18 protein-coding genes are annotated in these 18,498 nt (G+C 53.1%); 5 read left to right on the plus strand and 13 right to left on the minus strand.

The features are described 5' to 3' along the window. Positions 1–264: 264 nt before the first annotated feature. Positions 265–813 carry a peroxiredoxin gene (locus tag B1748_RS25520; RefSeq protein ID WP_087570770.1) on the minus strand — a complete coding sequence of 183 codons (549 nt, stop codon included), beginning with the start codon at positions 811–813 and terminating at the stop codon, positions 265–267. Positions 814–1,002: 189 nt separating this feature from the next. After that, positions 1,003–2,079 (minus strand): 3-isopropylmalate dehydrogenase, encoded by a 1,077-nt coding sequence (leuB, locus tag B1748_RS25525; RefSeq protein ID WP_087570771.1) that lies wholly within the window; start codon positions 2,077–2,079, stop codon positions 1,003–1,005. Between the two features lie 284 nt (positions 2,080–2,363). Here leuB and B1748_RS25530 point away from each other — a divergent pair, with 284 nt between their 5' ends. Continuing rightward, positions 2,364–3,461, plus strand: a complete 1,098-nt coding sequence (locus tag B1748_RS25530; protein ID WP_179215827.1) for an HD-GYP domain-containing protein — start codon at positions 2,364–2,366, stop codon at positions 3,459–3,461. Between the two features lie 34 nt (positions 3,462–3,495). Next, complete coding sequence (locus B1748_RS25535) at positions 3,496–4,092, plus strand: HD-GYP domain-containing protein (protein WP_179215828.1); 597 nt, start codon at positions 3,496–3,498, stop codon at positions 4,090–4,092. A 106-nt stretch (positions 4,093–4,198) separates the two neighbouring features. On the opposite strand, the gene B1748_RS25540 is transcribed toward B1748_RS25535, so the two are convergent. From B1748_RS25540 to ilvB, 4 genes are all read right to left on the minus strand, one after another. After that, the gene (locus B1748_RS25540) at positions 4,199–5,743 is read right to left on the minus strand and encodes a 2-isopropylmalate synthase (protein WP_087570774.1); all 1,545 of its coding nucleotides are present in this window, start codon (positions 5,741–5,743) and stop codon (positions 4,199–4,201) included. A gap of 135 nt (positions 5,744–5,878) precedes the next feature. Further along, positions 5,879–6,871 carry a ketol-acid reductoisomerase gene (gene ilvC, locus B1748_RS25545; protein ID WP_087570775.1) on the minus strand — a complete coding sequence of 331 codons (993 nt, stop codon included), beginning with the start codon at positions 6,869–6,871 and terminating at the stop codon, positions 5,879–5,881. Between the two features lie 147 nt (positions 6,872–7,018). Beyond that, the gene (gene ilvN / locus B1748_RS25550) at positions 7,019–7,507 is read right to left on the minus strand and encodes an acetolactate synthase small subunit (RefSeq protein ID WP_087570776.1); all 489 of its coding nucleotides are present in this window, start codon (positions 7,505–7,507) and stop codon (positions 7,019–7,021) included. Beyond that, a complete protein-coding gene (gene ilvB, locus B1748_RS25555) occupies positions 7,504–9,249 on the minus strand; it encodes a biosynthetic-type acetolactate synthase large subunit (protein ID WP_087570777.1) in 1,746 nt (581 codons plus the stop codon). Before ilvB ends, ilvN begins: the two co-directional genes overlap by 4 nt. Before the next feature lie 572 nt (positions 9,250–9,821). Between ilvB and B1748_RS25560 the strand changes: the two genes are divergently transcribed. Continuing rightward, positions 9,822–10,331, plus strand: coding sequence for a GNAT family N-acetyltransferase (locus tag B1748_RS25560; RefSeq protein ID WP_087570778.1), 510 nt, complete (start codon positions 9,822–9,824; stop codon positions 10,329–10,331). Between the two features lie 581 nt (positions 10,332–10,912). Here B1748_RS25560 and rplT read toward each other — a convergent pair. From rplT to B1748_RS25585, 5 genes are all read right to left on the minus strand, one after another. Continuing rightward, positions 10,913–11,272, minus strand: coding sequence for a 50S ribosomal protein L20 (rplT, locus tag B1748_RS25565; RefSeq protein WP_087570779.1), 360 nt, complete (start codon positions 11,270–11,272; stop codon positions 10,913–10,915). 99 nt (positions 11,273–11,371) lie between these two features. Further along, positions 11,372–11,572: a 50S ribosomal protein L35 gene (gene rpmI / locus B1748_RS25570; protein ID WP_087570780.1), complete on the minus strand. Its 201-nt coding sequence runs from the start codon at positions 11,570–11,572 to the stop codon at positions 11,372–11,374. A 33-nt stretch (positions 11,573–11,605) separates the two neighbouring features. Then, on the minus strand, positions 11,606–12,103 hold the full coding sequence (gene infC / locus B1748_RS25575) for a translation initiation factor IF-3 (protein ID WP_108991960.1): 498 nt from the start codon (positions 12,101–12,103) through the stop codon (positions 11,606–11,608). A gap of 291 nt (positions 12,104–12,394) precedes the next feature. Further along, on the minus strand, positions 12,395–13,630 hold the full coding sequence (locus B1748_RS25580; RefSeq protein WP_087570782.1) for a glycosyltransferase family 2 protein: 1,236 nt from the start codon (positions 13,628–13,630) through the stop codon (positions 12,395–12,397). Positions 13,631–13,914: 284 nt separating this feature from the next. After that, positions 13,915–15,111 (minus strand): glycosyltransferase family 4 protein, encoded by a 1,197-nt coding sequence (locus tag B1748_RS25585; protein WP_087570783.1) that lies wholly within the window; start codon positions 15,109–15,111, stop codon positions 13,915–13,917. 223 nt (positions 15,112–15,334) lie between these two features. On the opposite strand from B1748_RS25585, the gene B1748_RS25590 reads away from it, so the two are divergent. Then, entirely contained in the window at positions 15,335–15,901 is a 567-nt protein-coding gene (locus B1748_RS25590) for a phosphatase PAP2 family protein (RefSeq protein ID WP_087570784.1), read from the plus strand. A gap of 18 nt (positions 15,902–15,919) precedes the next feature. On the opposite strand, the gene trmB is transcribed toward B1748_RS25590, so the two are convergent. Together trmB and B1748_RS25600 are read right to left on the minus strand one after the other, a co-directional pair. After that, entirely contained in the window at positions 15,920–16,675 is a 756-nt protein-coding gene (gene trmB / locus B1748_RS25595; RefSeq protein ID WP_087570785.1) for a tRNA (guanosine(46)-N7)-methyltransferase TrmB, read from the minus strand. A 372-nt stretch (positions 16,676–17,047) separates the two neighbouring features. Beyond that, positions 17,048–17,254 (minus strand): hypothetical protein, encoded by a 207-nt coding sequence (locus tag B1748_RS25600; protein WP_087570786.1) that lies wholly within the window; start codon positions 17,252–17,254, stop codon positions 17,048–17,050. 281 nt (positions 17,255–17,535) lie between these two features. Here B1748_RS25600 and mnmL point away from each other — a divergent pair, with 281 nt between their 5' ends. Then, complete coding sequence (gene mnmL / locus B1748_RS25605; RefSeq protein WP_087570787.1) at positions 17,536–18,498, plus strand: tRNA modification radical SAM protein MnmL/YtqA; 963 nt, start codon at positions 17,536–17,538, stop codon at positions 18,496–18,498.

The following is an 18,498-nucleotide window of genomic DNA, read 5'->3' on the forward strand; positions in this document are numbered from 1 at the left end:
GCAAAATTCCCGATTCATCCCCCGCCTTCGCTCTCACTTCGTGAGTAAGGTGGCATAGAGGCAGGGGTATTCTCGGTTATTGTGATAAATATCCCCTTAGGAAACGGCAAAGAAAGCGGATACTTGACGTTTGATAGTAACCACCAATCGGGTAGCTCCCTGGGATATGGGCGAGAAGGATATAATGCCAAGCGCACAAAGGACAGGCCCTTATCCGTAACGGATAAGGGCCTGTCCTTGTCATTGCCAAGATTTCAGCGAATATTACTTCGCTACCAGGTGGCTTTGGCCTGGTTTCCAGTTGATTGGGCAAAGTCCGCCGGATTGCAGAGCTTGCAATACGCGAAGCGTCTCTTCTACGCTGCGGCCAACATTGTTGTGGTTAACCACTTGATATTTGATCTCGCCTTCCGGATCGATGATGAACAGGCCGCGAAGCGCTATGCCTTCTTCTTCGATCAGTACGCCGTAGTCACGAGCAACGCTCTTCGTGATATCAGCCGCGAGTGGGAAGTTCAATTGGCCAAGGCCATTATCGTTAACCGGAGTGTTAATCCAAGCGCGGTGGCTGTGCTTGCTGTCTACGCTGACGCCAAGAATTTCAGTGTCAAGCTTTTTGAACTCTTCGGCTGCCGAGCTAAGCGCCGTAATTTCTGTCGGGCACACGAACGTGAAGTCCAGTGGGTAGAAGAACAGTACCAGCCACTTGCCTTTGTAATCGGCGAGGGAAGCAGTACCGAAATCTTGTCCATTGCCTGTTGCTGTCTCCATTACGAAATCCGGTGCCGGGCGTCCTACCAAACGTTCTGCCATGATGAAAACTCCTCCTTGACCTATCCATAATTTATTTAGAGGTATTTCACGCACAATAAGTGCTAGCCTCTTCATTGGTGCGTGTCTCTTCTTTAAAAATAGTATCATCACACAATAATAAAGTCAATATTATAGAAAGTATTTCTTTATAATAATTATAAACTGTGAAGAATTATCAACAATCTCGAACTACTTCATTGCAGCTGCAATCAAATCGCCCATTGCCGTAGTTCCAATCGCCAAGCTCTTGTCAACCGCGATGTCTCCTGTGCGGTGACCAGCATCCAGCACGTCCTTAACCGCGTCCTCGATGGACTTCGCCGCATCGTGGTAGCCGAACGTCAGGCGGAACATCAGCGCAACGGAAAGAATGGTCGCGATTGGATTGGAGATGCCTTGGCCCGCGATGTCAGGAGCAGAACCGTGTACCGGCTCGTAGAGGCCGAAGCTGCCTTCGCCCAGCGAAGCGGAGGACAACATGCCGATAGAACCTGTCAACATGGCTGCTTCGTCGCTCAAAATGTCGCCGAACATGTTCTCGGTTACGATTACGTCGAAGCTGGAAGGACGGCGAAGCAATTGCATCGCGCAGTTATCGACGAGCACATGCTCCAGTTCAACCTCAGGGTACTCCACGGCTATGCGGTTAACGACTTCGCGCCACAAGCGGGATGTCTCAAGCACGTTCGCTTTGTCGACGGAAGCAAGACGTTTGCTCCGCGTCATCGCGATATCGAACGCCTGACGAACGATACGCTCGATCTCTTGCACATTATATACGCATGTATCAACGGCTTCTTCGCCGTTCGCGCCTTCCCGGCGGAACTTCTCGCCGAAGTAGATGCCGCCTGTCAGCTCGCGCACGACGATAAGGTCTGTGCCTTCCAGCACTTCCGGCTTCAGCGTGGAAGCTTCTTTCAAGCAATCGAATACGTTAGCCGGACGGATGTTCGAGAACAGTCCCAACGCTTTGCGAATACCGAGCAGACCAGTCTCCGGACGAAGCTCCTTGGAGTTGTTGTCCCATTTGGGCCCGCCAACCGCGCCCAGCAAAACAGCGTCGGCGCCCTGACACAGCTCAAGCGTTTCTTGCGGAAGCGGCGTGCCCTTCTCGTCGATGGCGATACCGCCGAACAAGCCGTGTTCCGTCTCGAATTGATAACCGTACAGTTCTTCGGTTCTTTTGAGTATTTTTAATGCTTCTCCAACAACCTCGGGGCCGATACCGTCTCCGCCGAGGACGGCGATTTTTTTCACTTCTGACATAATGTAAATACACTCCTCTTTATCATTCTCAATCTATTATCATTTAACCACATTTAGCTCTTCCATTCCAAGATATAAAATCTATGGACTCTATAGGTGAGAACTATAAACCTAGATGCCATGCCTATTTTGCCAAAAAAGTAACCCAAAGGATACCCTAATGGATCCACTAGGATAATAGTTGACCGGATGGCATGATGATAATCTTATTCCATAAGCATAAAATTCTTTGATAGCAGCACGAGTCACCGGCAATGACTCTGTTCGGAAGGAGCAAGTTCAAGATGTTGGAATGTCAAATCGATAAACTCAAGGAAGGCGACCGGCTCGCCAAAGCGGTAATAGGCAAAAACGGGATGATTATCCTCTGCGAAGGCACGGAGTTGACCACGTTCTATATCAAGCGTTTGAAGGAGATGGGCGTAAATCGCGTGCTTGTGAAGCACTGTCCGTTCAACGTCCAAACTCAGCCTGCTCCTTCCGTCGTTCTTCCGCCTACCACGGCCAAACAGAGGAATGACCTGTACGGAGAACTCGTGAATAGACTGAACCGCCATGTCTTCTGCTCGGAACACGGAGATTCCGTCAAGGACAGAAGATTCAAGCGCAGATATAGAAGAGCTCTTGCGGACGCGCTTGCCCATCCCTCCGTCGCGGATTGGATGAACAAGCTGGAGCAGTTCGACGAGTTGATCTTCGGACATGCCGTCAACGTCTCCATCTTGTCTACGATGATCGGGGACGAATACGGATATACGGAAGCCCAGTTGTTGGAGCTGTTGCTGGGTTCGCTATTGTTCGACGTCGGCATGACGATTATGCCCCGGGAACTCGTAACGGGTCATTGCACGTTGTCCGACTCCGACCGTCACCTGCTGAATCAGCATGCCGAGCTCGGTTATCGGCTGCTTGCGGACATCAAAGGGATGCCTTGGCAGTCCGCGGTTGTCTCTCTGGCGCATCACGAACGATTCGACGGTTCCGGTTATCCCTTCGGGACCAAAGGCAACGACATCCCGGAATACGCGCGCATCGTCGCGCTGGCCGACAGTTACGATGCGCTGACATCGCCGCGCAGATACCGCAGCTCCTACCGGGCCGACGACGTCGTTGAGTTTTTGTACGGGGCGGGCAATTATTATTTTGACGCCAGCCTCGTCAAACTTTTCCTTCAGCGGCTAAAGGCCTTCCCCCTATCCAGCGTATTGACGCTGAGCAGCGGCCAGACCGGCATCGTCACGTCCTATCGTTCGTCCATCGCGCACCGTCCCGTCGTGCGGATTATTACGGAGGCCAGCGGTCAGTCGGTCGGGACGCCCTATGAGCTCGATCTATCCCGCAGCAGCACGATTACAGTGCTTCATGCCGCGTCACAGGCTTAATTGTGATAGTCGCTTAATTTCAGGAGGAATCAAGATGTATAAGTTATCGGCTAACGCAGGCATGAAGCAATTGAAGCGGAAGAGCCCTTCTTCGTACCGGCATTGTCTGCGCGTGTCCGCGATCGCGCAGCAATTTGCCAACGTATTGGGAATCGGCGGAGCGGAGAAGGAATTTCTCGTGAGCGGCTGTTATCTGCATGACCTCGGCAAGCTGTTTATCCCGAACAACATCCTCAATCGGAAAGGAAAGCTGTCTGACCGGGAGTGGAGGATCATGAGGCAACATCCCTCCTGTGGCGGCTCTGCCGCCGAGCTGTATCCCGGCATATCTTCCCGAATCGTCGAAATTGTAAGATATCATCACGAACGCTGGGATGGCGGCGGCTATCCGGAAGGCCGTTCCCGCCATGACATTCCTTACTTGGCAAGAATATGCGCCATCATCGATACCTTCGACAGCATGATGTCCAATCGCTGTTACCGCAGTAGATTATCTTTGGATGATTCCGTAAACGAGCTTCGCAGAGGCAGCGGAACGCAATTCGATCCATCGCTCGTCGAGCCTTTCATCGCTTTCATCAAGACCTCCCAGTTGGATGAGACGATGTATGGGCATCCTGCAGCCGTATAATACGTCTGAGATTTCGCTCCTCATGTTTTGCATCCTCTCCTTAACGGCAAAAAAGCGCGTAACGGATGATCGTATCCGTTACGCGCTTTGTCGTGGTCAATCGATATTAGATCAAGCTCATCTTGTCGCGACGGCCCGGCGACTTTCGTTTCTCGATCAGGCGATTAACCGCATCGATATACGCCCGTGCGCTCGCTTCGAGAATATCCGTACTAAGGCCTCGGCCTTGAGCCGAAACATCCTCTTGCTTAAGCACAACGTGCACCTCGCCAAGCGCGTCCTTCCCTTGCGAGACAGACTTGATGGAATAATCCTCAAGCTCGACAACCTCGGCTGTCGCTTTGTCGATTGCGTTGTAGATGGCATCGACGGAGCCATTGCCCTCGGCTGTCTCTACCCGCGTCTCGCCTTCGGCCAGCTTCACCTTCACCGTCGCGTTAGGCGTCGACTCGTTGCCATAGCTCACCTGGATCGTCTCCAGCGTAAACACTTCCGGCGTATCGGTCAGCTTCTCCTCCAGCATGGCGCGGATGTCTTCGTCCATGACATTCTTTTTCTTATCGGCAAGATCCTTGAACTTCGCAAACGCCGCGTTAACCGCATCGTCGTCCAGCTCATAACCGAGATCGATCAGCTTCTCGCGGAACGCGTGACGTCCGGAATGTTTGCCGAGAACCAGCTTGGATTCACGCAGACCGATCGTGTCAGGCGAGATAATTTCGTAAGTCGTCTTTTCCTTCAGCATGCCGTCCTGGTGAATGCCGGACTCGTGCGCGAAGGCGTTGGCGCCTACGATAGCTTTGTTGCCAGGAACGACCATGCCCGTCAGCTTGCTGACCAGGCGGCTCGTCTTGGCGATTTCCTTCAGGTTCAGAGTCGTCTGTGCGCCGAAGAAGTCCGGACGCGTGGCAAGCGCCATGGCAACCTCTTCGATTGCCGTATTGCCGGCGCGTTCGCCAATGCCGTTAATCGTGCCTTCCACTTGGTCGGCGCCGTTAAGGATGGCTGCCAGCGCATTTGCCGTCGCCATGCCGAGATCGTCGTGACAGTGGGCGCTGAGTTGAATGGTCTCGATATTCGGGACATTCTCCTTAAGCGTCTTGAAGATGTTGCCGAACTCCTGAGGATTCATGTAGCCGACCGTATCCGGAATGTTAACCACGGTCGCTCCCGCTTTGATCGCCATGTCCGTAACCTGGCAGAGAAAGTCCAGCTCCGTGCGGCCCGCATCCTCCGGCGAGAACTCGATTTTGTCAAAATATTGTTTGGCGTAGCGGATCGCACGTTCGGCAGCCTCCAGAACCTGTTCCTTCTCCATCCGAAGCTTGTGCTTGCGGTGGATCGGACTCGTTGCTAGGAATAGGTGAATGCAAGGATCCTGCGCGCCCTTCAACGCTTCGCGGACCGCATCGATGTCCTGCTCACGGGAACGTGACAGTCCAATGATCGTCGCGTTCTTGACCGCGCGAGCGACGGCATTGACCGCCGCCAGGTCGCCTGGGGACGCCGCAGGGAAACCGGCTTCGATCCGGTCCACGCCCAGCTTCTCCAGTTGCAGCGCGATCTCGACCTTCTCCTTCGTATTCAGGTTTACGCCTGGAGATTGCTCGCCGTCACGAAGCGTTGTATCGAAAATATAAATTTTCCGCATATCTGCACTTGCACCTCCGTGAACAGAATGATCCCGATCGCACGCGGCCGCATTTCCGGTCGACGAGCATGTGCACGTCGACCGGATCGCCGGTGAACCGGGACTAAAAAGTCTTAATGTAGATTAAAAACCAACTTACTTCTTGATCCAATGCATCAGTTCGCGAAGCTGTGCGCCTGTTTGCTCGATCGGATGAGCGGCTTCGTTGCGGCGAGTAGCCGTCAGCATAGCGCGTCCGGATTGGTTCTCAAGAATGAAGTCGCGCGCGAAACGTCCGGATTGGATATCTTCCAGTACGCGTTTCATTTCCTTCTTAGTCTCTTCTGTTACGATACGAGGACCCGTAACGTAGTCGCCGTATTCCGCTGTGTTGGAGATGGAGTCGCGCATTGTCGCGAGGCCGCCTTCATACATCAGATCAACGATCAGCTTCAGCTCGTGCAAGCACTCGAAGTAAGCCATCTCGGGAGCGTAGCCGGCTTCAACCAGCGTCTCGAAACCTGCTTTAACCAGCGCGGAAGCGCCGCCGCAAAGTACCGCTTGCTCGCCGAACAGATCCGTTTCCGTCTCTTCCTTAAAGGAAGTTTCGATTACGCCGGCACGCGTACAGCCAATGCCCTTGGCATAAGCAAGACCGATGTTCTTCGCGTTGCCAGAAGCGTCTTGATGGATTGCGATCAGACCAGGAACGCCGAAGCCTTCTTGGTAAGTACGGCGAACCATGTGGCCCGGCGACTTCGGAGCGACCAGGAATACGTCCTTATCTGCGCTTGGCACGATTTGGCCGTAGTGAATATTGAAGCCGTGGGAGAACATCAGAGCCGCGCCCTGCTTCAGGTTCGGTTCGATTTCTTCTTGGTAGACGCGAGCTTGCGTTTCGTCCGGCAGAAGGATTTGAACAACGTCGGCTATTTTAGTAGCTTCTGCTACTGTAAGTACTTCGAAGCCGTCTTTTTTGGCAACGTCTGCGGATTTGCCTGGGCGAAGACCGATAACAACCTTCAAGCCGCTGTCGCGAAGATTTTGCGCTTGCGCGTGGCCTTGGCTTCCGTAACCGATAACTGCGATTGTTTTGCCTTGCAGAACGCCTTGATCGGCGTCTTTCTCATAATACAATGTAACTGCCATGTTAATAATTGCCTCCTTTAATTTAACCCTTTTGAGCGGGTGTTTAAGCGAAGAAACACGGTCTTCCCTCAGGCCGGTTCCTCTCTTAAACTCCCGCTCAAAGCGGGATTTGAATCATGATTTTGTATGAGTTGATAGAAAGGTTTCTTATTGCTTTACGTTACCGCGGTTAAGCGCAGTGACACCAGTGCGCGAAAGTTCGCGGATGCCATAAGGCTTCATCAGCTCGATCATAGCGTCGATCTTCTCGGTGTCGCCCACAACTTGTACCATCAATGAGTGCGTGCCAATATCAACGACCGCTGCCCGGAACGTCTCGACGACGCCCATGATTTCCGGTCTGCTGGCCGGCTCCGCATGGACCTTGATCAAGGCCAGCTCGCGTCCGACCATCGCGTTGGCGCTGAGATCAATGACTTTGATAACATCGATCAGCTTATACAATTGCTTCGTAATCTGCTCCAGCGTATGGTCATCGCCCGTCGTGACGATGACCATGCGGGACAAGCCGACTTCTTCGCTGGTGCCTACTGTTATGCTCTCGATATTGAAGCCGCGGCGTCCGAACAAGCCGGATACGCGCTGCAGAACGCCGGGCTGGTCATTCACGATAACTGCGATGGTATGTTTCTTCATTCCGCATCCCCCATGATCATTTGGTCAATGGTGCTGCCTTGCGCAACCATCGGATAGACGTTCTCGTCTCTGCGGACGACGAACTCCACGACAGCCGGTCCAGGATGGCGGAGCGCTTCTTCCCAAGCGGCGCGGGCTTCCTCTTTGTTAGATGCGCGCAATCCCTTTACGCCGTAAGCTTCGGCCAGCTTGACGAAGTCGGGGCTGCCGGCCAAATCGATATGGCTAAAGCGATTCTCGTGGATGAGCTCTTGCCATTGGCGTACCATGCCAAGCACTTGGTTATTCAGAATAACGACTTTGACCGGAATATTGTTGATAGCGCAGATCGCAAGCTCTTGCGCGCACATCTGCATGCCGCCGTCGCCATTGATCGATACGACTACACGATCCGGGCTCGCCATCTGGGCGCCGATCGCCGATGGGAAGCCGAAGCCCATCGTACCGAGACCGCCGGACGTTACCCAGGAACGCGGTTTGTTGAAATTGTAATATTGCGCCGCCCACATCTGGTGCTGGCCAACGTCAGTCGTTACGATCGCATCGCCGTTTGTCGTCTGATGGATCATCTCAACGACCCATTGCGGCTTAAGCTCGGTGTCCGAATCTTTGTAGCTGAACGGATATTGTTTTTTGGACGCCTGGATTTGGGCTCTCCACGCATCCGCCTTCTCGGCGCGTACCGCCGTCCGGTTCGCCACGGTCAGTACCGTCTTGACGTCCCCTACGATCGGAATGTCCGTCGGAACGTTTTTGCCGATCTCCGCCGGATCGATATCGATATGGACGATCTTCGCTTTCGGCGCAAAGCCGGACAGCTTGCCGGTTACCCGGTCGTCAAAGCGGGCTCCGATATTAATGAGCAGATCCGCGCTCTGGATGGACGTATTTGCCGTATAGGTGCCATGCATGCCCGGCATCCCCATCCACAGCTCGTTCCCGCTAGGGAAGCCGCCAAGTCCGAGCAGCGTTGTCGTGATCGGAATGTCAGTCTTCGTCACGAATTCCAGAAGCTCCTCGTGCGCTCCGGAGTAGACAACCCCGCCGCCGGCCAAAATAACCGGACGCTCCGCTTCCTGAATCGCCTTGATCATTTTGTCCACTTGCAGCTTGTTCGGATTAACGGTCGGGTTATACCCGCGAACGTTGATCTCCGTTACCGGCTTAAACAGCGTCTTCGCCGCGGAAACGTCCTTCGGAATATCGATCAGCACCGGGCCTTTGCGCCCCGTGTTCGCGATGTGGAACGCCTCGTGAATGACTCTCGGCAGATCCTCAACCTCGCGTACCAGATAGCTGTGCTTCGTAATTGGCATTGTAATGCCCGTAATGTCCGCTTCCTGGAACGCATCGGAGCCGATCAGCGACGAAATGACGTTGCCCGTAATTACGACGAGCGGCACGGAGTCCATATAAGCCGTCGCGATGCCAGTCACCAGATTCGTAGCGCCTGGGCCTGAGGTAGCGATACATACGCCGACTTTGCCGCTTGCCCGGGCATAACCGTCGGCTGCATGAATCGCCCCTTGCTCGTGACGGGTCAGCACGTGGTTAAAGTCCGGGTTGCCGTGCATGGCGTCATAAATGTACAAGACGGCGCCGCCGGGATAACCGAACACACAATCCACGCCCTCAAGCAGCAGACTGCGAAGCAATATTTCCGATCCCGAGATCACCTCGGGCTTAGAGAATTTCTCCATTAATTCTTCCTTCGACTTCAGCGTTGCGCTTGGCGTTGCCATCAGTCATCCTCCTCCTCTCGAAAAACCAAAAAAACCTCTCGTCCTCCAGCATACTTATGCTGAAAGGGACGAAAGGTTTAGCTTCCGTGGTACCACCCAAATTCGTTATGTTTCTCCCGAAACATAACCTTCATTGGTTAGAACGCTGTGCACATTTCGACGTTCTACCATGGCACTGTAACGCTTGCCCTGCGATGCTCCCTAATACGCTTGACGCTTTTCAGGAGAATAGCTCCGAGGTGAGCTCGTAGAAAAGGGATTTTGGCGTCGGTTGCAGCTGATCCGCACGCTCTCTGAACAAAAGGGCCCTTATCACTTCGTCCTCATCATTGCCGATTGATATGACTTTTCACTATTATATGCCGATTGGACCAGTACGTCAAGAACCGTTCCAGCAGAAGCTCAAAAAGTTTGTTCCGGTCATCGGCTTCGCAACGTCCATTCGCCAATATTGGGCGCTCTACATATAGTATTGTAACCAGTGTTTTACAATTCCATGCGGCCGGCGATTGCAATCGAAAAACATCATTATCCTCAAGTTCCGGCCTTTAACCGAAGGAGGTTATCTGTCCATGATAAGAGCTCGCAAGCCGCAGGACGATTCCGAGCTCGTCCGTCTCATCCGCTCGGAGCTGATTCCCTTATCCGCGACCGCAAGACCGCTTGACGCCCGCATGATCCGCGAGCTGCCCCACCGTTTCCGCTGGGGCACAACTTATGTAGCCACAAGAACGAAACAAGGCCCGCCCGTTGCTTTCGTCCACTTTCTCGCCGCCGGGGACGAACTGCTTGTCGACATGCTGGCCACCCATTCCGGGCATCGCGGCCTAGGATTAGGCACCTTGCTTATGGCATATGCGGAGGCGTACGGTTCCTCGAACGGCTGCCGTTTCAGCCGGCTGTACGTCGACGCGAGCAACGCTCGTGCTCAGCGCTTCTACGGCAAGCTTGGCTACGGATGCATCCGGTACATCCCGGACTGGCATGTCTTCGAGCTGGCAAAACCGATTCAGCCATTTCCGCAATCGGCGCCCATATCCGGCGCTCGGCAGGAGCAGGAGATGTTCCCTGCCGAACGTTAATGGCTGCCCAAAGTGAACAATGGGCAGATCCCGCCGTCCGGCCTAGACAGCCTATGCGAGGCGAGGCGACGCGCCGCCTAATCTCCAAACACTCTAGCTGATCAACCTCTCCTGCGCTTTTTCTAATGGGCCAGGCAGCTGCACTTCGTCTAGCGCGAGAATCGAAATGCGGCTGATTTGGTTGGTTGCTCTCTTGAAATTGTGCAATTTTACTCAAATTCATATGCTCCATATGCCTAGGAGCAGCGAATTGTGCAAAAATACACAAATCTCCGCCTTGCAAACCAGCTTTCGCCCTTTTCGCAACAAAATTTATGTATATATGCACAAATTGGCCTTTATCCAGCATGGATGTTCTATTATTTGTGTATATATGCACAATCATCACTTAGACATAGGTATCCGAAAAGGCTCCCCCCAATCCCTGTCCTTTCCACCTAAACGAATAATCAAGGCGAAACGGCCGCCCAATAAGACTTTGTTTTTCGCCAAGCCTAAAACTTATCATTTCTTAAGCAGCCAAAAAAAAGGCCCGCGCCAGTGAATACCGGAGCAAGCCTCTTTTGTCAGCTTATGTGATCTTAAGCGTTAATTTTTTGTTTGGCAACGCCAGCAAGGGAGTTGAACGACGCGATGTCGTTAACGGCCAGGTCAGCCAGGATTTTGCGGTTAACTTCAACGCCCGCAAGTTTCAGGCCGTGCATGAACTTGCTGTAGGACAGGCCGTTGATGCGGGCTGCCGCGTTGATACGAACGATCCACAGTCTGCGGATGTCGCGTTTTTTGTTGCGACGGTCGCGGTAAGCGTAAGTCAGGGACTTGCTTACTTGCTCCTTCGCTGTTTTAAACAGACGGTGTTTGGAACCGAAGTAGCCTTTAGCCAGTTTCAGAATTTTTTTACGACGACGAGTGCGGACGAAGCCGCCTTTAACTCTTGCCATGAGTGGAAACCTCCTGTAAGTTGATTTGCGCTTGGTTTATTTCGAATGAAGCGCGCCGAGCCGCCAAGGACGGCGACAGCCGCTTCGCTTTAAGGACTACTATTTCAGTTGGGAAAGACCTTGTTGAAGACGACGAACGTCGCCTGCAGCCATAAGCGGCTGGCCGGCAAGAACGCGCTTCTGGCGTCCCGATTTGTGCGAAAGCAGGTGGTTTCTGTAAGCTTTGTAACGTTTCACTTTACCAGTACCGGTAATTTTGAAGCGGTCCTTCAGACTGCTGTGCGTTTTCATCTTTGGCATGACAGTTATTCCTCCTTAATGATGTTCCAGCTGCTAGCTGTTTGTTTTTGGTGCCAAAATCATAATCATGCTCCGGCCTTCCAGCTTGGGAGCGCGCTCGACATTGCATATTTCGGCAACCTCTTTGGACAGACGTTCCAGAATCTTCTGGCCGATCGAAGCGTGCGTGATCTCGCGGCCGCGGAAACGGACGGATGCCTTCACCTTGTCGCCTTCGTTCAGGAATTTCACCACATTGCGGAACTTGACCTGGTAGTCATGCTCCTCGATGTTGGCACGGAACCATACTTCCTTGAGATCAACGATCTTTTGGTTCTTGCGCGCTTCCTTCTCCTTCTTCTGCTGCTCGTAGCGGAACTTGCCGTAATCCATGATGCGGCATACCGGCGGTTTGGCCGTCGGCGCAACGTTCACCAGATCCAGATTTGCTTCCGTAGCAAGCTGCAATGCATCGCGAATCGACTTGATGCCGATCTGTTCTCCGTCCGCGCCTACCAAACGTACTTCCCTGGCCCGGATCTCATCGTTGATTTGATGTTCTCTGCTAATAACGTGCCACCTCCAAAATGGTATACTGCTTTTAAAAAAAATAAAAATGCAGGTTCATAAGAACCCGCATCTCATAAATGTCCGTGGAAATTGCCGAGACCATTCTATATGTAGAATGAATGGCAGCTTGCCCATTGGGATCATCGCGAACCTGTCAGCCAGTGCCGGAAGGTGAGAAGCGGGTGCTTCTTCTTGTGCGTATCAGTGTGAAACATAATACTGAATTACTATATCACAGGCAAATGCCCCCGTCAACCCGTGCAAGCCCTTTGTCTACTTTCCTTGCACCTCTTCGATCCGTACCACGCGCGTATGTTGCGTATGGCTCCACGTTTTGTTATTTTGCGTAAAGAAGGCATAGAACGTAATGGGCAACCAAGTGATCAGGAAGAACGGCAGCGTCAGCAGATGAGCGTACATTTTCCAGCTTCGCACCTTCTCCATCATCATAGCCGCAGGGAACTGCAGAACGGTAGCCGAAATGACAATAACTATCAGCCACCAAGGAAAGTAGCTGTACATCGAGTGGATCACGTCGTTTGCCGGGATGACCATGTCAATCCACAGGATGACGGTCAGCAGCAAGCCCAGCAGCGTGTTGTACACCGAGAACGAGTAGATCGCCGCATCGAATTTCACGAGACTTCTCTCCTTGATGCTCGCCCAGAGCAGCGGGAAGAAGTAGTTGCGCGCCACGTTGAAGTGGCCCTGCATCCAGCGCAGACGCTGACGGGCGGATGCCCGGAACGTTACCGGCTTCTCGTCGTACACCTTGGCGTCATAGTTCAGTACGGGATAGATGCCGCGCTTTACGCAGCGCATGGAGAACTCCAAATCCTCAACAAGACTCGTCGCGCCCCATCCCATATCCTTCAGCAGCTTCGATTCGAAGCACATGCCCGTGCCTCCGAGGAAATTGCTCATCTTGAGATTGGTTCTGGACAGCTGCCATAAACGGTTGCAATACCAGTACGTAATGGCATAGGCTGCCGTGACCCACGAATCCGCCGGATTCTTCGTATCCAGGTATCCCTGGATGACTTGATGACCTTCGCATAGATCGTCATTCATTAGCTGCAGGAAGTCCGGGTTTACGAGATTGTCGGCGTCAAACATGACGACCGCGTCATACTGGCGCGGCATTGCCCACAGTTCCTTCAGCATCCATTCTATGGCATAACCCTTGCCGCGAAGATGCGTATTCGTGCGCACACAAGCATGAACGCCCATCTCCCTGGCGATATCGGCCGTATTGTCGGAGCAGTTGTCGCAGATGACGAAGATGTCGTAAAGCTCCTTGGGATAATCCAGCTTCTTGAGATTGTCGATAAGTGCGCCGACGACTTGCTCCTCGTTATGCGCGGCCACCAGGACGGCGAACGACTTCCGAGGCGCATGGCGCTTGCGGCTTTTGTTCTTAAGGAAGCCGAACAGCGACAGCGAGAACTGATAAACCGCGATCGTAGCCAAAATAACCTGTAAACCAATAAACACGGTACTAAAGAACATGACGTGAGGCCCCCTTGACCCTTTAATAGTGCCGTTCATGCAAGTCCGCCAGAACTTCATGAACATACACTTTCTTTACGGCTTGCTTTTCTTCGTCCTCCTGGAGGAGGCAAGCTCTCTCTTCTAACATTTGGATGTCCTATTTGATTTACTGATTTTCCACTGAAACCCCTTCTTTGTCAAAATGGGAATTTGCCTTTATTGCGTTTAATTCAGTCAGAAAAACGCTTGCATGAGCACTCGGCGATCCTTTCCCCTCCATTTCCTGCTCCGCAGTCTTATTCTCAACCATTTCCTGCGTTTTTAGCACAAATGTCCCCGTTATCGGTGCGGTTATGAGATTTAATTAATCTGTATTCGTCAAGCAGCCTGCCGAATATGCCGTCCCAGGATTGAGTCAAGCTGTACGCGTAAGCATTACGTCCCATCGAGCTTCGAAGTTCCGAGTTTTTTCGCAGGATCGACAACGCTTCCGCGAAGGCCTCCACGTTGCCCGGCTCGCACAGAATTCCCGTCTCTCCTTGGCGCACGGTATCCCGAACTCCGCCTGCATCGGCGCAAATGACGGCAGTGCCGCAGGCCATCGCCTCCAGCACGACGTTGCCGAACGTTTCCGTCGGCGACGGAAACAGCAGCACGTCGGCAGCCGCATACCATTGCTGCAGCATGGGCAGATCCGCGAATCCGACAAATAACGCTTTTATGCCCCTCTGTCTGCACATCTCCTTCAAGTCCGGAGCGGACGGACCGTCTCCGGCAAGCACGAAACGCGAGGACGGCTCCTGCTGCTGCAAGCGCTCGAAAGCTTCCAAAGCAACCTCGACATCCTTCTCGGGCGCCAATCTTCCGACATAAAGCGCCAGGAATCCGCAATCGGAAAGCCCATGGCGCGCCAGGAACAATTCGCGATCTAATTCGGGATGAAAAGCCTCGGGATCAACGCCCCTGCTCCAAAGCTTCAACCGCGAGTCGTCCCAGCCGCGATTTTTCAAAAACGACATCGTTGAGGGAGAAGGCACGAATATGGAACTGCAGTCCCGGTGGAACCATTCCATGTACCTCCATAACAGCTTTTCCATCCATTGCAAATTGTAAAACGACAAATAATGATCAAAGTTGGTATGGTAGGATGCGACGAGAGGAATGCCGAATTTTCGGGCGTAATGGATGCCGCATAGTCCGAGGTTAAAGGGGGTGGCTACGTGCACGAGGTCCGGCCGGAAGTCGCGAATGGCTTTGCTTACATAAGACAAGCTGGGAAAGGCCAGCCTGCATTCGGGATAAAGAAAAAAGGGCAGGCTTGCAAAACGTTCGACGGGGCTGCCGCTTCCCGGGTCGGGGACTGCCGATGCATGCGGCTCGGGAGCGAATACCCGGCATGGAACGCCCTGCCGCTCGAGATACTTCGTCCAGCGGCCCAGCGTACGCGCCACGCCGTTAATTTCGGGAGCATACGTGTCGGTGAAAATCGCTACTTTCATCCATTTATCGCCTCCGTCAATCCGGTAAGCTGCGCATGCCGCATTCCCAGGTTGGCACGGCAGGCCGAATATGGTTTGGAGGCAATCGTAACAGACGATTGTTTTCCTTGCGTTAACCGCTTGTGTAGCATTCGTTAATACAGACTTCATGCTCCGTTAACAGAGCGGCAATGAATTCATGGTACAATGGGAGTAATGATGTATGCGGAGAGGATGATAGGGTATGGAGCGGATGATCGACTGGATGAGATCCCACGAACAAAAAATGCTGATCTGGGCAAACCGGAGACGCACGGAGACCAGACTTCATGCCATGATGGATCGTTGGTTCAGTACGGTCACGCACATGGGAGGCGCTACCTTCACGTTGCTTACCTCCCTGCTGTGCGCGCTGCTGGCGCCGCAGCCCTGGGGGACGGCGGGCTGGCAAAGCCTGCTCGCCGTTATCATTAGCCATATCCCCGTGGCTATCGTTAAGCGAAAGTTCAAGCGGCTTCGACCGTACCAAGCCATAGAGGGCGTCTACACGGTGCCCAAACCTCTGCAGGACTCGTCTTTCCCTTCCGGGCATACGACGGCCGTCTTCGCTTGGAGCGTACCCCTGCTGCTGACGGGCACGCCGCTTAGCTACTTATTGCTGCCTGCTATGCTCGTAATCGCCTTTTCCGTCGGCTGGTCTAGGATGCACCTCGGGCTGCACTATCCTTCCGACGTGGCGGCCGGAGCCATTATCGGAACGGCAACCGCGTTCGCCGTCCAATATTTCTGGATCGTCCCTGCGATCAGCTGAATTATAAGCAGCAAGGATTTACTCTTTCTCGGACTCCTCTTGCAAAGCGGCCGACTCAAGCTCAAGCTTGGCCGCTTCCTTTTTTGCCGAGCGATGCTCGCGCAGCGCTTCCTCGCCGATTACGACCTCGACGCGATGAATCGGCTGGCCTTTCTCCATAAACTTCATCTCGTATTCCGTAAACACAAGATCCTCTCTAGGCTCGTCCCGATGCAGATGCAGCGAGATGTTGCGCATCACAAGCTCCATGTTTGCGAAGCTGTTAAGCGAGAATTCGAACAACGTCATGGAATCCGTCTTAAAATGGATCTCGCCCCGCTCGTTCAGAATCTCGATATACTTCTCCACAAACCGTTCGTGGGTCAGCCTGCGGCGGGCATGCTTGCTCTTTGGCCATGGGTCGCTGAAGTTCAAGTAGATGCGCTCCAGCTCGCCCGGAGCAAACATGGACTCGATCCCTTCAATATTCGCTCGCAGCAGCGCCAGGTTCGGCGGTGTCTCTTCGCCCTTCTCCCCCCATGCCGACCTTGCTTTTTCGCTGGCTCTGCGCAGCAGCTCGTCATACATATCCACGCCGATGTAATTGATATGCGGGTTGCGAACGCTCATTTGGCTAATAAAGCGCCCTTTGCCCATACCGAGCTCCACATGAATAGGATTGTCGTTCCCGAAGAACGCCTTCCAATTGCCGCGATGCGGCGCCGCATCCAGCACGACCAGCTCCGGCTGGCCCTCCAGATTTTCCCGAATGCCTTTTCTGCCTCTCAAACGCATATTGTTCAAATCCCCTCTGCAAATGGTTGTTCAAAAAGTTCGCTTCCCAGTACGAAGACTGCCAAGAGGCATTCGTTCGACTTCGAATATTGAATTCAACCGAACCTTCCGGTGCTCACGTAGCGCTGCTACGCTCCGCTCCTCAGGTTCTAGTTTCATTCAATCTTCTTGGTCCTGAAAACCGAATTTTTGAACTCCATGATCTCATCTTCTTATCAAAATAAATAAACAATCCGTCCTTATTGTGCCCAACTGCGCCACGGTTGTAAAGCCCTCTCCCTCCGACTGCGCGAAAAAAGCCGCTGCCTTCCGGCTAGCGGCTTCCAACTTATGTTACGTCGCCGATGTACGGCGTTATCTATTGGCTATCTATTAGCTCAGCAGCTGATACGGGATCGGAGCATTGTCTCTGGACTCGCGCTCGTATGTGCCTTCGAGGACCATGTTCAGCTTCTTGCGTGCCGAGACTTCAACTTCATGGTTTGCATGGAAGCGAATGCCCGCAAGCGCCTGCAGTTCCTTAATCGTAAGCTCAACCGTTACTTTCTTGTCGCCGTAAGGAATTTTTGCCGTTGTCATCTCACATCACCTCATCGATTTATTTCTCTTCATTATTTCCAATTTATCGACTTATCATGTGTACGGTTACATTTAGGCTATGTCAGATACATTTGTTGATTTGTCGCACTTTTAATATAACACATCATGTCAGGTTACACAAGCCTGTTTTGCTGAATTCCCAGCTGGTTTTCCAGTTGCCAAATTCCGAACGTTCCGCTCTCCGATATGGAATAGGCATGGCTTTTCGTTCGTATTTTCGTTAAAATATAGGAGGTACACGAGAAGAAAAGGAGATTTCCATGAATCTGCACGAACCTCCGCCCTCGCAGCTAATCATGTGGGGGGAAAAAAGATTTCATACATGGAATTACGAAATGCGCGAAAGCTTCGGCTGCAAAGTGTTCAAGGTGACTCTTGATGCCGGATTCACATGTCCAAACCGGGACGGCTCCATCGCCAAAGGCGGCTGTACGTTCTGCAGCGCGAGAGGCTCCGGCGACTTCGCCGGCAGCCGGCGCGACGATCTTGTCACGCAATTTGCCACGATACGCGACAGGCAGCACAGGAAGTGGCCGGAGGCAGCTTATATCGGTTACTTCCAGGCTTACACCAATACATACGCGCCCGTCGAAGAGCTCCGCGAATATTATGAGGTCGTGCTGCAGCAGCCCGGCGTCGTCGGCTTGTCCATTGCGACCCGTCCCGACTGTCTGCCTGATGATGTCGTCGATTACCTTGCCGAACTGAACGAGCGAACTTATCTGTGGGTGGAGATGGGGCTGCAGACGGTACATGAATCTACGTCGGTTCTTATTAATCGCGCCCACGATACCGCATGTTACCTGGATGCCGTCCGCCGCTTGCGCGAACGCGGCATTCGCGTCTGTGCCCATATTATTTACGGTTTGCCTCAGGAGAGCCATGAGATGATGCTGGACACCGGACGAGCCGTTGCTCGAATGGATGTGCAGGGCATCAAAATCCATTTGCTGCATCTTATGCGCAAAACGCCGATGGTCAAGCAATACGAGGCCGGCCTCCTTCGTTTCCTCGAAAGGGACGAATATATCGGGCTTGTAGTCGATACGCTGGAATTCCTTCCTCCGGACATGATCGTGCATCGGCTCACGGGAGATGCGCCCCGCGATTTGTTGATCGGTCCCCTGTGGAGCATGGACAAATGGCCCGTTCTCAACGGCATCGACGCCGAGCTTCGTCGCCGGGACTCCTGGCAAGGCAAGCTTTGGCGGAAGGAGGGTTGA

Origin of the sequence: Paenibacillus sp. MY03, from assembly GCF_002165585.1 — a bacterium.
Classification (GTDB): Bacteria; Bacillota; Bacilli; order Paenibacillales; family Paenibacillaceae; genus Pristimantibacillus; species Pristimantibacillus agaridevorans.